13 protein-coding genes are annotated in these 11930 nt (G+C 68.5%); 4 read left to right on the top strand and 9 right to left on the bottom strand.

The features are described from left to right. On the top strand, positions 1-255 hold the full coding sequence (locus FFS08_RS02785; RefSeq protein ID WP_137861878.1) for a type II toxin-antitoxin system RelE family toxin: 255 nt from the start codon (positions 1-3) through the stop codon (positions 253-255). An 18-nt stretch (positions 256-273) separates the two neighbouring features. Continuing rightward, positions 274-660: a helix-turn-helix domain-containing protein gene (locus tag FFS08_RS02780; protein WP_137861879.1), complete on the top strand. Its 387-nt coding sequence runs from the start codon at positions 274-276 to the stop codon at positions 658-660. A 5-nt stretch (positions 661-665) separates the two neighbouring features. On the opposite strand, the gene FFS08_RS02775 is transcribed toward FFS08_RS02780, so the two are convergent. From FFS08_RS02775 to FFS08_RS02745, 7 genes are all read right to left on the bottom strand, one after another. Further along, complete coding sequence (locus tag FFS08_RS02775; protein WP_137861880.1) at positions 666-2393, bottom strand: ATP-binding cassette domain-containing protein; 1728 nt, start codon at positions 2391-2393, stop codon at positions 666-668. Positions 2394-2529: 136 nt separating this feature from the next. After that, the gene (locus FFS08_RS02770; protein WP_137861881.1) at positions 2530-3537 is read right to left on the bottom strand and encodes an HlyD family secretion protein; all 1008 of its coding nucleotides are present in this window, start codon (positions 3535-3537) and stop codon (positions 2530-2532) included. Continuing rightward, the gene (locus FFS08_RS02765; RefSeq protein WP_137861882.1) at positions 3534-4157 is read right to left on the bottom strand and encodes a CerR family C-terminal domain-containing protein; all 624 of its coding nucleotides are present in this window, start codon (positions 4155-4157) and stop codon (positions 3534-3536) included. The genes FFS08_RS02770 and FFS08_RS02765 overlap by 4 nt, the downstream gene beginning before the upstream one ends. A gap of 42 nt (positions 4158-4199) precedes the next feature. Continuing rightward, positions 4200-5603 (bottom strand): UdgX family uracil-DNA binding protein, encoded by a 1404-nt coding sequence (locus FFS08_RS02760; RefSeq protein ID WP_137861950.1) that lies wholly within the window; start codon positions 5601-5603, stop codon positions 4200-4202. Between the two features lie 56 nt (positions 5604-5659). Then, positions 5660-6679 (bottom strand): SO2930 family diheme c-type cytochrome, encoded by a 1020-nt coding sequence (locus FFS08_RS02755; protein WP_137861883.1) that lies wholly within the window; start codon positions 6677-6679, stop codon positions 5660-5662. Further along, a complete protein-coding gene (locus tag FFS08_RS02750) occupies positions 6676-7869 on the bottom strand; it encodes a parallel beta-helix domain-containing protein (protein WP_137861884.1) in 1194 nt (397 codons plus the stop codon). Before FFS08_RS02750 ends, FFS08_RS02755 begins: the two co-directional genes overlap by 4 nt. Positions 7870-7932: 63 nt before the next feature. Continuing rightward, positions 7933-8292, bottom strand: a complete 360-nt coding sequence (locus tag FFS08_RS02745; protein WP_137861885.1) for a VOC family protein — start codon at positions 8290-8292, stop codon at positions 7933-7935. A gap of 108 nt (positions 8293-8400) precedes the next feature. On the opposite strand from FFS08_RS02745, the gene FFS08_RS02740 reads away from it, so the two are divergent. Continuing rightward, on the top strand, positions 8401-8874 hold the full coding sequence (locus FFS08_RS02740) for an Lrp/AsnC family transcriptional regulator (RefSeq protein WP_137861886.1): 474 nt from the start codon (positions 8401-8403) through the stop codon (positions 8872-8874). Positions 8875-8925: 51 nt separating this feature from the next. On the opposite strand, the gene FFS08_RS02735 is transcribed toward FFS08_RS02740, so the two are convergent. Next, on the bottom strand, positions 8926-10173 hold the full coding sequence (locus tag FFS08_RS02735) for a putative DNA modification/repair radical SAM protein (RefSeq protein ID WP_137861887.1): 1248 nt from the start codon (positions 10171-10173) through the stop codon (positions 8926-8928). Positions 10174-10286: 113 nt separating this feature from the next. On the opposite strand from FFS08_RS02735, the gene FFS08_RS02730 reads away from it, so the two are divergent. Then, the gene (locus tag FFS08_RS02730; RefSeq protein WP_137861888.1) at positions 10287-11498 is read left to right on the top strand and encodes a glycosyltransferase family protein; all 1212 of its coding nucleotides are present in this window, start codon (positions 10287-10289) and stop codon (positions 11496-11498) included. Between the two features lie 5 nt (positions 11499-11503). Here the strand turns inward: FFS08_RS02730 and FFS08_RS02725 are convergent, their stop codons facing one another. Further along, positions 11504-11911, bottom strand: coding sequence for a hypothetical protein (locus FFS08_RS02725; protein ID WP_137861889.1), 408 nt, complete (start codon positions 11909-11911; stop codon positions 11504-11506). Positions 11912-11930 lie beyond the last annotated feature (19 nt).

The raw sequence follows: 11930 nt of genomic DNA, 5'->3' as shown, positions 1-11930 counted from the left end.
ATGGCCTTCACAGTGCAGTTCACCAAGGCGGCCTTGAAAGCAATCAAGCGCATGCCGGCGACCGATGCCACGAGGGTTAGAGAGAAGATCGATCAATATGCGGCTGCCCCGGAAAGCCTGGCGAACAACGTCACCAAGCTCACCGGCTCGGACTATATCCGGCTGCGGGTCGGCGACTATAGGGTGATCATGCTTCCAGACGGAACGATATTGCTGATCGTGGCGGTGGGCCCGCGCGGATCGATCTACGATTAGAGAAGACGAGGTTGGAACATGACGTATCAGCCCCAGCGGATTCTTGCTCCGGACGGCACCGAAATGGTGATCCTTCGGGCGGTTGATTATGACAGACTCGTGGCCGCAGCGGCATGGGATGAGGATGCGCGCGACATCTATATGGCCGACCGCGCGCTCGCCGGCGACGAAGCGCGGTATCCGGCACCGATCGCAGATGCGATTCTCACGGGCACGGCTCCTGTGCGGGCTTGGCGCGAATATCGCGGAATCAGCCAGGCCGATCTGGCGCGCATATCGGGCGTGAGCGCGACGGCGCTCAACAAAATCGAAGGCGGCAAACGCCTGGGCCGCCCCGCTACGCGGCAAGCGCTCGCCCGAGCTCTCGATGTGCCGGTGTCGGCGCTCGATCCGCTGGACGACTAGCTCCATCATGCCGCCTCCTTCGCTTCGCGCTTGCGGTCGAACGCCTCGATCAGGGCGATGAAGGCGTCCTCCATCGTCGGGTCCTCCGCCCCGGTGCGGCGCGCGGCCTCGGCCTTGAGCTCGTCCGGCGTGCCGGTGGCGATCTGCTCGGCGCGGTAGATCAGCGTCGCGCGATCGCAATATTCGGCTTCGTCCATGAAATGGGTGGTGACCAGCACGGTCACGCCCTTCTCGACCAAGCCGTTGATGTGCATCCAGAATTCCCGGCGCGTGACTGGATCGACGCCCGAGGTCGGCTCGTCGAGGAACAGGACCGGCGGCTCGTGCATCACCGCACAGGCCAGCGCCAGGCGCTGCTTGAAGCCGAGCGGCAGGGTGCCGGCGTTGACGTCGAGCTTGTCCTGCAGCTCGAAAATCTCGGTCATCGCCGCGATCGCCCGCCGCGCCCGATCGCGCGGCAGGTCGTAAGCCCCTGCGAAGAAATCGAGATTCTGGCGGACCGAGAGGTCGCCATACAGGGAGAATTTCTGGGCCATATAGCCCAGCTGGGCGCGGGCATCGGCACGGCTGTGGCGCAGCGACTTGCCCGCTACCGATCCAGTCCCCGAGCTTGGCGAAAGCAGCCCGCAAAGCATCTTGAAGGTAGTCGACTTGCCGGCGCCGTTGGGGCCGAGGAGTCCGAATATCTGTCCCCTCGGGATGCGGAAGTTCATATCCTGGGCCGCAGTGAATTCGCCGAACACCTTGGTGAGCCCGTTGGCCTCGATCGCCCAGGCATCGGTCTCGGGGATGGCGCGATAGCGTTCCGCCAGCGCGGAGCTGCCCTTGGGCCCGCCGCCCAGCCGCTCGATGAACCCGTCCTCGAAGCGCGGATCGGCGGCGTGAACTTCAGCGTCCGGACCGGCGGCCAGCGCCGCGGCGTTCGGGATCGGCTTGCCGTCGCGCACCAGCAGCCGCACCGAGCGGCCCTGGATCGTGCCGTCGATCACGTCGTCACGGTCGAGCGCATGGGTGAGGAAGGCGCGGCGACGCTCCGCGAAACCGGTGACGCGGATCACCCGGTCCCGCACCCGCCCGGTCAGTTCCGCCGGTGGCCCGTCGAACAGCAGCTGCCCCTCGTTGAGCAGATAGACGGTGTCGCACTTCTCCGCTTCGTCGAGATAGGCGGTGGACCAGAGCACGCCGATGCCCTGCCCGGTCAGATCCCCCACCATGCTCCAGAGCTCGCGCCGGCTGATCGGATCGACGCCGACGCCGGGCTCGTCGAGCAGCAGCACCCTGGGCGTCTTCACCAGCGCGCAGGCCAGCCCCAGCTTCTGCTTCATGCCGCCCGAGAGCTTGCCCGCCAGCCGATCCTGGAAACGGGCCAGATCGGTGAACGCCAGCAGCCGGTCGAAGCTCGCCCGCTGCTCGCCGCGCGGCAGGCCGCGAACTTCGGCGTACAGCCGGAGATTCTCGATGACCGACAGGTCTTCGTAAAGGCCGAAGCGCTGGGGCATGTAGCCGAGATCGTCGAGCCTTTCCCCGGGCTTGCCGCCAAGCATCTCCACAGTCCCCGAACTTGGCGCCATCAGCCCGGCGAGGATGCGGATCAGCGTGGTCTTGCCCGCGCCGTCGGGCCCGACCAGCCCGGTGATCCGCCCCGGCGCGATCGCCATCGCGACGCCGTCGAGCGCGCGATTGTCGCCGAAGCATTTCACCAGGTCGGTGGTGCGGGCGAGAGGTTCGGTCATTCCCCCCTCTCCTGCTCCTTGTTCGTCATCCCCGCGAAGGCGGGGATCCAGGGCAACAAAGCGATGTCCTTCGCGACTCTGGATCCCCGCCTGCACGGGGATGACGATGCGAGGGGAGTGGGGGCCGCCACGCCCCTCAATCCTTGTGCTTCGGCCGGGCGCCGGGCACCGCGACGCTGACCGGCTGGCCCTGGCGCAGCGCATCGTCGGGATCGTCGACGATGATGCGCAGCTGATAGACGAGGTCGGTGCGCAGATTCTCGGTCTCGACCGTCTTGGGCGTGAACTCGGCGCGGGGCGAGATATAGCCGATCGTGCCGTGATAGCTCTTCGGGTTGCCGTCGGCGCTGACCACCACCTTCATCCCCGGGCCGATCCGCGAGAGATCGCTCTCCGCGACATAGGCGCGCACCCGCAGCGGCCGCAGGATCGCCAGCGTCAGCACCGTCTCGCCGGGCTGGACGATCGCACCGGGCTCACGCGCGCGCGTTACGACGGTGCCGTCCGTCGAGGCGAGCAGCCGGGCATCGCCGAGATCGGTCGCGGCGCCCTGGCGCGCGGCGACCGCCGAGCGGACATCGGCCGCCGCCGCCGCCACGTCTTCGCCGCGGCTGCCCGCCTGCATCAGCGACAGCGCCTGCCGGGCCTGTTGCAGATCGGCACGCGCCTTGTCGCGCGTCGCCACCGTCTGCTCCCACACGTCCCGGCTGATCGCGCCGGGCTCGACCAGCGGCTGGCGCCGGGCATAGTCGCGCTCGGCATCCTGGGCGACCGCGGCAGCGGCATCCACCCGCGCACGCGCCTGGGCGACGTCCTGCGCGCGGTTGCCGTTGCGGAGCTTGGCGAGCTGCGCCTCGGCCTGGGCGACCTTCGCATCCGCCTGGGCAATGCGGCTGTCCAGCGTCGCCGCGTCGAGCGTGGCGAGCAGCTCGCCCTGCTTCACGCGCGCGCCTTCCTCCACGGCGATCCCGGAGATACGCCCGCTCACCCGGAAGCCGAGATCGACTTCGCGGATGTCGACATTACCGTTCAGCTTGAGCGCACCGTCGCCCCGCGCCTTGAACAGGCCGAAGCCGCTGGTGGCGATCGCGGCGATCACGAGCGCGGCGACGACGGCGAGGATCGCGATGCGGCGACGGTTCATGCGGGCTTCTCCGACAGGATGCAGAGGGCATTGGCGCGCAACCGCGCGCGGAGCAGCGCCCGCGTATCCTCGTCGATCGTATCGACCGCGAGGATCCGCGTGACGGCGGCACGGCAGACGCGCAGCACCAGAGTCTGGCCGAACAGCATCAGCCCGAGCGCGAGCACTTCACGCTCGGGCAGATCGGTGCGGATACGGCCGAGGAGGGCGACGAAGACGGCGACCACGTCCTGCATCACGCCGGCGTACAGCCGGTCAAAGGCCTCGGTCGGGGCCTGCTGCTCGCGCGTGATGAACAGTGCCCAGGCTTCGGATTCGGGGCGGATCATCATCATCGCGAAGCCATCGAGCAGCGCCAGCAGCGCTTCGGTCGCCTGCTCGCGCGTGCCCGTTCCGGCGACGTCGCGGGCCAGCGCAAGCGCGGGCCCCTGAATCTCGCGGACACAGGCGGCGATGTGATCGGCGGCGGCCAGATACAGCCCCTGCTTGCCGCCGAAATGATAAGTGATCGAGGACATCGCCGTGCCCGAGGCGCGCGCGATCTCCCGCGTGCTCGCGCCTTCGAAGCCGTGGCGGCCGAACTGGTCGATCGCCGTTTCGATGAGCGTCTGGCTGGTCATCACACCGACCTTGTTCGTTCGAACGAACTTATAGCGAAAGCTTCACGATTCGGCAAGCGCTCGCGCGGCGCCCTGCAGATCCTCGACAAAGGCGGCGAATGCATCCTCCGCCCGCCCGCGGTCCGGCAGGCGCAGCAGGAAGCTGGGATGGATCGTCACCCAGCCGAGCCCGCCTTCGGCCAGCTCGATCGGCCGGCCGCGCATTGCGGCTATCGTCACGGGCTTGCCGAGCAATTGGCGGGCAGCCGTCACGCCCAGCGCGACGGTGATCCCGGGCTGCACCAGCAAGCGTTCCTGCTCGTACCACCAGCGACAAGCCTGGATCTCGCCGGCATCGGGCTTCGAATGGATGCGGCGGGTGCCGCGGCGCTCGAACTTGAAGTGCTTGACCGCGTTGGTGAGGTATACGCCGCCGCGGTCGATGCCGGCCGCGGCCATCGCCTGATCGAACATCTCCCCCGCCGGGCCGACAAAGGGCCGGCCGGCAAGGTCCTCCCGATCGCCGGGCTGCTCGCCGACGATCATCATCCGGGCATCGGCCGGCCCCTCGCCGAACACCATTTGGGTCGCGTGGCGATGGAGATCGCAGCGGGTACAGGCGGCGGCCTCTTCGCGCAGCGCGCGCCATGCCGCCTCGACATTGCCGCCGGGCCGGGCCCGTGCCGTCGCCATCATCGCCGTCTCCCGCTGGCGCGCACCGGCGACCAGTTCCCGCACCAACGCGGTTTCGGGCATGTCTTTCCAATATTTGCGCGGCATCTCCCTGCGCATCGCCCCGGTCTTCAGGCGAGCCGGGTTGAAGATCGAGGCGTAATAGGTCTTCCAGATGTCCTCGACCGGATCCTCGCCGGGCGCGTCGGCACGCACGGCGCCCGGGCCTTCCGACAGGGTTTCGGTGTCCCAGTGGAGCGAAAGCGCGGGGGTGAGGATCGACCAGCGCATATTGGCGAAGCGCTCGACGAAGAAGCGGGCATTGGCGCGGACGATGTGGTGGCCGGGCTCGAACCAGGCGACATAGCGGGTGTCCGGCGCGCCGGTGCCGGGGAAGGGCAGCGCGTCCCGGACTTCGCGGAAGCGGACAAAGGCGCGCATCTTGTGGATGTCGCGGCGGACTTCGCGCGCCATCGCCTCCAGCCGGCGGACGCGCGGATCGGCCCGGTCGGCGACGCGGTGCGGATCGTCCGCCAGCAGCGCGTAGAGCAGGGCGAAGCGCTCGGGATCGCTGTGCAGGATCGCCGACTGGGCGAGATCGAGGAACGCGCGCGGGACCTTGAGCGGGCGTTGGCCCGCCGGAGCGGGCATCGCTGCATCGGCGAACAGGTCGGCCGGGGCATCGCCGATCTGCCAGAGGATGTCGGAGGCGGGGACGCCGGCCTGGGCGAGCCCGCGCGCAGCGTCGCGCCAGCCGTCGAAATCATCTTCACTCGCCAGGGCAACGACGCGCAGCTTCATCTCTCCAAGCCCGTCGTCCCCGCCCGAACGGGGACGATGATAAAGGCGGTCTAACGCGCGGAAGCGGATTTCGGCATCGATTCGATCCATTGGCGGACCAGCGCCACGCCTTCCTTGTGGACGGTGGCGCGGCCGAGCTCGGGCATGGCGATGCCGGGATCGGTCGATTCCATCCGATAGAGCAGGATCGAGGCGTCGGGCGCGCCGGGCACGATGTCGAAATCGCGGGTGCCCGCGCCGCGGCCGGCGGCGGTGGGGCGCTTGAAGACGCCCCGCTGTTCGGGGTCGGTGCGGGCGAGATCGAGGAACAGGCCCGAATTGGACGCCGCGCCCCGGGGATTGTGGCAATGCGCGCAATTGATCTCGAGCCAGGCGCGGGCGCGCGCGTCGAGCGGCGCGGCCGGGTCGTCCCAGCGCGCGACCCGCGGCGCATCGGGCGGCAGCCGGTCGAGCATGCCGGCGGCCAGCAGCTTCTCCAGCTGGCCGCCATGGTTGAGATAGCGCGCCTTGATGCCGATCGGCGTGACCTGGCCGGCCAGGCCGTGGCAATCCTTGCACTGGTTCTGGTTGGGCACGGCATAGCTGATGGCATGCGCCTCGCCCGAAGGATCGGTGAAGCGGACCGGAATGCGCATGCCGGCGCGCCGGATATCGGCATCGGTGCCCGCGGCGTTCCAGACATAGGGGATCGGCACCCAGCCGCTCGCGCGGTGGAGCAGCACCCGCGTCTCGAGCGGCTTGAACACCCCGTTCGCGCGGTAGCCGAAGGTCTTGACCAGCGCGGCGCCGACCGGGAGGTCGAGCGGCCCGTCCGGATCATATTTCGCCCGGGCGCCCTGGGGCAGATAGATATAGCGTTCCTTCTCGGCATAGTCCGAGAAGAGCGGCGTCTCCAGATCGTAGCGCGCCAGCCGCCGGGCGGGCGTGCGGGCGGCGAGATCGGCGAAGAAGCCATAGTCCGAAAGGTGCGCGGGCCAGCCTTCCCCGGTGATCGCCGCGTCGTTCACGCCGCCGGGGCGGCCGATCAGCGCGGCGGCGAACAGGGCGGCCGCGCCGAGCAGCATCTTCATTTGGCCGCCGCCTCCATCGCGGCGGGGAGCTTGACGGCGGGCCAGGGCGCCGGGCCGCCCGAGGCGAGCCTGACCAGCTGCGGCTTCGCCGTCTCGATCCCCGCGCCGAGCGCGAGGCCGAGCGTGAGCATGGGCTCGGCGTCGGCGCCGGTGAGCTTCACCTTGTCCCCGCCGGTGCCGTCCCAGAAGATCGGCGGCAGCGTGCCGCCCAGCGCCTTGGCCAGCTCGGCGCCGCCCGGCATGGCGGGGGCGAAGCCGGCGCGGCCATGCCTGTTGCCGGCAAGGTGGATGTTGCGCGGATAGGGATCATAGCCCTTGTCCTCGAAGGGCTGGCGATAGGCGACCACCATGATGTTGGCGGTGCCGTTGCCGGAGAGTTCGTTGTCCCGGACAGTGACGTCGTTCTCGGCCATGATCAGCACGCCGGTGCCGGTGGGGACCGAAGCGACGGTGTTGCCCTTGGGCGCGAAATTGGGCGTGTCGTTGTCGATCGCGCGGTTGCCGCTGACCGTCACGAAGCCCGCGCCGCGCCGGGGCAGCGCCGGCAGGTCGAACACCAGGATGCCGCCGGTATTGTGGGTGGCGAGGTTGTTCGTCACTTCCGCATGGCCGCTATTCTCGATCTCGATCCCGGCGACATTGTACATCGCCGTCGAGTTGCGGACGACGATCCGGTTCGACTGGCCGACATAGATGCCGGCGTCCGACGCGCCCTTCACGGTGACGCCGTCGATCAGCACGTCCTCGCTCTCGACAGGATAGACGCCATATGCGCCGTTGCTCGCCTTGGGCCCGCCGGTCCATTCGACGCGGACATTCTTGTAGACGATCCGGTCCGCGCCCTTGGACTTGATGCCGTCGCCCTTGGAATCCTCCACCGCGAAGTCGCGCAGCACCACGTCGTCGGACGTGACCAGCAGCCCCTCGCCCGCGCCCAGCTGCCCCTTGAAGCTGAGCACCGTCCGGTCCGCGCCCGCGCCGCGCACCGTGACGCCGTTCACGTCGAGGCTGAGCCCGTCGGTCAGCTCGAAGCGGCCCGCGCCGATGCGGACGGTGTCGCCGGGTTTCGCGTCGAGCAGGGCGGACTGGAGCCTTTCCTGGGCATTGGGGCCCGCTTCGACGACCAGGTCCCTCGCCATCGCCGGAGTTGCGGCGAGCAGCGTCGCGGCAAGCGCACAGAATCGAAGCATCCCTCTCTCCCTCTTGCGTATTTTTGAAGATGATACGCCGATCGGGAGAAATTGACAGGCCTGTCAATTAGACCCGTGGCAGACGAATTCGACCAGCCGGCCATCGGGATCGCGAAGATATCCGGCATAATAGTTCGGATGGATGTGCGGGGCGAGCGCGGGCGCGCGGTCGAGGACATGGCCGGCGTCGCGGCCGGCGGCGTAGACCCGGTCGACCGTGGCGCGATCGGGTGCCGCAAAGGCGAAGTGGAGGTCGGACGGCGTCTCGCCCTCGACCAGGAACAGGTCGAGCGCGGTATCGTTGCCGAAGCCCTTGGCCGGGCCGTCGACCTTCTGGGTATAGCCGAGCGGCGCCAGGGCGTCGGCATAGAAGACCAGGCTCTCGGCCAGGCGGGCGGTGCGGATCTCGATATGGTCGATCATGACAGTCTCCTTCGCGGCGGGAGATAGCGGCCCGGCTGCGCGGTATTTCCGCGAAACAGAGGATCGAATCGGGGGATTTCGGTGCATATGCGCGCTAGGATGCGGCCAATGGCCCGATCCGATCTCGACCGCTTCGACCGCAGGCTCCTCGCCCTCGTCCAGCGCGACGCGGCGCAGACTGCCGAGGCGCTGGCCGAACGGATCGGACTCTCGGCATCGGCGGTGCAGCGGCGCCTCAAGCGGCTGCGCGAGACGGGGGTGATCCTGGGCGAGATCGCGATGGTCGATCCGCTCAAGGTGGGGAGGCCCAGTTTCTTCCTGGCGGCGCTGGAGATCGAGCGCGAACGGCCCGAGCTGGTCGCCCGGCTGCGCCAATGGCTGGCGGCGGAGGAGCAGGTCCAGCAGGTCTATTACGTCACCGGCACCGCCGATTTCGTGCTGGTCGTCGTCGCGCCCGATGTCGGGGCCTATGACGCGCTGATGAGCCGGCTGATGGCGGACAATCCGAACGTGCGCCGCTTCACCACCAATGTCGCGCTGGGCGTGGGCAAGCGCGGGCTGTTCGTGCCGATCGCCGACTAGCCTATTCGCACGCGTCGCTTCCCGAACCCCTTCCGCCGCCATCACGACCGCTCAGGCCGCGAACAGTTCGAGCTGCTCCTGCTTCGGCGCGACCAGCGCGCGCAGATCGGCCCGGTCGGCGAGCGCGACCGGGCGCCAGTCCTCCGCGATCAGAAAAGGACGCACCCTGGCGATCGAGGCCGTGAGCCGGGCAATGTCGGCCAGGCAAAGGCGGCGCCAGCCGCGGGCGGCGAGGATCGCGTCGATCGCCTTGACGCCGAGCCCCGGCACGCGGAGCAGGGCTTCGCGCGGGGCGTTGTTCACGTCGACCGGGAAGCGCTCGCGGAACTTCAGTGCCCAGGCGAGCTTGGGATCGATGTCGAGCGGGAGCATGCCGGTTGCCGAATCGGCCGCCGCGGCCACTTCGCCCGGCGCATAGCCATAGAAGCGCATCAGCCAGTCGGACTGGTAGAGCCGGTGCTCGCGCATCAGCGGCGGACGCCGCAGCGGCAGCACGGCACTGGCGTCGGGAATCGGGCTGAACGCCGAATAATAGACGCGGCGCAGCTGGAAACGGTCGTAGAGCCCGGCGGCGCGGCCGATGATGTCGCCGTCGGTGGCGGCATCGGCGCCGACGATCATCTGAGTCGACTGGCCGGCGGGCGCGAATTTGGGCGCCGACCGGTAGCGCCGGCCCGCATCGGCACCATCGTCGATCGCCGCGCGGACGTCGCGCATCGCGCCTTCGATCCGGGGCGCCGATTTCTCCGGCGCCAGCCGGGTCAGCCCCGCCGCCGTCGGCAGCTCGACGTTGATCGAGACGCGATCGGCATGCAGCCCCGCCTGGCGCACCAGCTCGGGATCGGCATCGGGAATCGCCTTCAGATGGATATAGCCGCGAAAATCATGGCCCTCGCGCAGTAGGCGCGCGACGCGGACGATCTGCTCCATCGTATAGTCGGGCGAACGGATGATGCCCGAGGACAGGAACAGCCCCTCGATATAGTTGCGCCGATAGAAGCTGAGCGTGAGATCGACGACTTCCTCGGGCGTGAAGCGCGCACGGCGGACGTTCGAGCTCCTGCGGTTGATGCAATAGTGACAGTCGAAGATGCAGCTGTTGGTCAGCAGGATCTTGAGCAGCGAGATGCAGCGCCCGTCCGGCGCATAGGCGTGGCAGATGCCCATGCCCTCGGTCGAGCCGAGCCCCTTGCCGCCCGCCGAATTGCGCCGGGTCGTGCCCGAGGAGGCGCAGCTGGCGTCATACTTGGCGGCATCGGCAAGGATGGCGAGCTTTGCGCGAAGATCGAGCCGGGACATATGTTCACTCTATGTTCCAGATATTGCGGTGTCCAGCAGCTTGTGAGAGAGGCTGGCGGAAGAGATCGGATCCTCCCCGAGACAGGCCGGGGCGGGAATTTGCGGGGGCGGCGATGCAGCTGAAGATCGACCGGCATTTTCGCGCGCTGCTGATCGTGCTGGCGGTCACCTGCATGCTCGGCTTCGGCTTCAAGCAGCATTGCATGCCGGGCGGCTGGACCGGTTCCGAGCAATATGTCACCGGCTGCTACAGCGACGCGGTGCCCTTCTGGACCGCGCGCGAAGTTGACAAGGGCAGGATCCCCTATCTCCAGACGCCGATCGAATATCCGGTTCTGACCGGCGCGGCGATCTGGATCGAAGGCGCTGCCACGCACCTGATCTTCGGCCGCCATGCCAATGACGCGACGTTCCTGGGCGTGGTGACGGCGGTGAACATCGCCCTGGCCTTTCTGATCCTCTGGATGTTCCGGCGCGCCGGCATGGATGGGCGGCGGCTCTGGTGGTGGGCGGCGGCGCCGCCGCTCATCCTCTATGTCGGGCATAATTGGGACATGATCGCCGTCACGCTGGCGGTGTGGGCGATGCTGCTGGCGCGCGAGAACCGGCTGATCGGCGCCGCCGCCGCCGCGGGGCTGGGCGTCGCCGCCAAGCTCTTCCCGATCGTGATGCTGCCGCTGCTGGTCCTCTCGGCTTTTCTGGAGCATGGCCGCAGCTGGTGGCAGCGCGTGGTGCGCACCGGCTGGGTGAAGCTCGCCGCGATCGGCGCCTGGCTCGCGGTGAACCTGCCGATCGCGCTGCTCGCGCCGCACAACTGGAGCGAATTCTATCTGTTCTCGCAGTCGCGCAACGGCACGGCGGCGGCAACCTGGGACGTGCTCGGCGCGCTCGGCATCCTGCAGCTCGGCACGCCGGAGAAGAATCTCTACGCCGCGCTCGCCTTCGCGCTGGGCGGCGCGGCAATCATCGGCTTCGGCTGGCGGCGCCACCATGCGCGGCTGTGGCTGCTGTTCACGCCGCTGCTCGCCTGGTTCATGCTGACCAACAAGGTCTATTCGCCCCAGTTCGACCTGTGGCTGTGGCCGATGCTGGTGATGACCGCGCCGCGGCTATGGCCGGTGGCGCTGTTCGCCGCGACCGGGGTCTTCGCCTATTTCGCCGAATTCTGGTTCTTCGCCGGGATGGACGGCGCCTGGCCGGCGGCAAGCAGCGTCGACATCGCCTGCGCCGCGGCGGCGCGCGCGATGGTGATGCTGTGGATCATCGTCGATTGCGTGCGCCGCCCGCCGCCCGAATGGGTGGGGCGCTGGCCGGCGCACGACTGAAGCGATCAGGGCAGCGGCAGATTCTCTTCGGCCTTCTTGCGCGCCCGTGCCTCGGCGCGCGCGATCGTCGCCTGGCGGACGAAGCAGCCGGTGCCGCCACCCGCGCCAGTGGTCGAGCAGCTGCCGGTGCCGAAATTGCCCGAGGTGAGCGCGTCCTGCGAACGCACCGCCCAGCTCTCGGTCTTTTGCGGCGGACCGGCCTCCTCGCGCAGGTTCGAGGGGATGCGATAGCGCTCGCGCTCGTCGAGGCGCTTGCAGACCACGATCTCCTCGCCGTTCGAATTGGTCGGGCACTTGTCCTTGCCGTAGATCACCAGCACGCCGTTCTGCGCCGCATTCTGGGCATGCGCGGCGGCGGGCAGCAGCATCGGGATGGCGGCGAGCGCGGCTGCGATCATGATCCGGTTCAACATCGGCTTACTCCTGTATGTG

The organism is Sphingomonas sp. 1F27F7B (assembly GCF_005503355.1).
Classification (GTDB): Bacteria; Pseudomonadota; Alphaproteobacteria; order Sphingomonadales; family Sphingomonadaceae; genus Sphingomonas.
Note: the sequence above shows the minus strand (reverse complement) of the source record. Positions and strands in the feature narration are given on the sequence as shown.

Bases quoted from the DNA above. Each gene is read 5' to 3' on its own strand.
- FFS08_RS02785 (WP_137861878.1), top strand. From the start codon at position 1: ATGGCCTTCACAGTGCAGTTCACCAAGGCGGCCTTGAAAGCAATCAAG.
- FFS08_RS02780 (WP_137861879.1), top strand. From the start codon at position 274: ATGACGTATCAGCCCCAGCGGATTCTTGCTCCGGACGGCACCGAAATG.
- FFS08_RS02775 (WP_137861880.1), bottom strand. From the start codon at position 2,393: ATGACCGAACCTCTCGCCCGCACCACCGACCTGGTGAAATGCTTCGGC.
- FFS08_RS02770 (WP_137861881.1), bottom strand. From the start codon at position 3,537: ATGAACCGTCGCCGCATCGCGATCCTCGCCGTCGTCGCCGCGCTCGTG.
- FFS08_RS02765 (WP_137861882.1), bottom strand. From the start codon at position 4,157: ATGACCAGCCAGACGCTCATCGAAACGGCGATCGACCAGTTCGGCCGC.
- FFS08_RS02755 (WP_137861883.1), bottom strand. From the start codon at position 6,679: ATGAAGATGCTGCTCGGCGCGGCCGCCCTGTTCGCCGCCGCGCTGATC.
- FFS08_RS02750 (WP_137861884.1), bottom strand. From the start codon at position 7,869: ATGCTTCGATTCTGTGCGCTTGCCGCGACGCTGCTCGCCGCAACTCCG.
- FFS08_RS02745 (WP_137861885.1), bottom strand. From the start codon at position 8,292: ATGATCGACCATATCGAGATCCGCACCGCCCGCCTGGCCGAGAGCCTG.
- FFS08_RS02740 (WP_137861886.1), top strand. From the start codon at position 8,401: ATGGCCCGATCCGATCTCGACCGCTTCGACCGCAGGCTCCTCGCCCTC.
- FFS08_RS02735 (WP_137861887.1), bottom strand. From the start codon at position 10,173: ATGTCCCGGCTCGATCTTCGCGCAAAGCTCGCCATCCTTGCCGATGCC.
- FFS08_RS02730 (WP_137861888.1), top strand. From the start codon at position 10,287: ATGCAGCTGAAGATCGACCGGCATTTTCGCGCGCTGCTGATCGTGCTG.
- FFS08_RS02725 (WP_137861889.1), bottom strand. From the start codon at position 11,911: ATGTTGAACCGGATCATGATCGCAGCCGCGCTCGCCGCCATCCCGATG.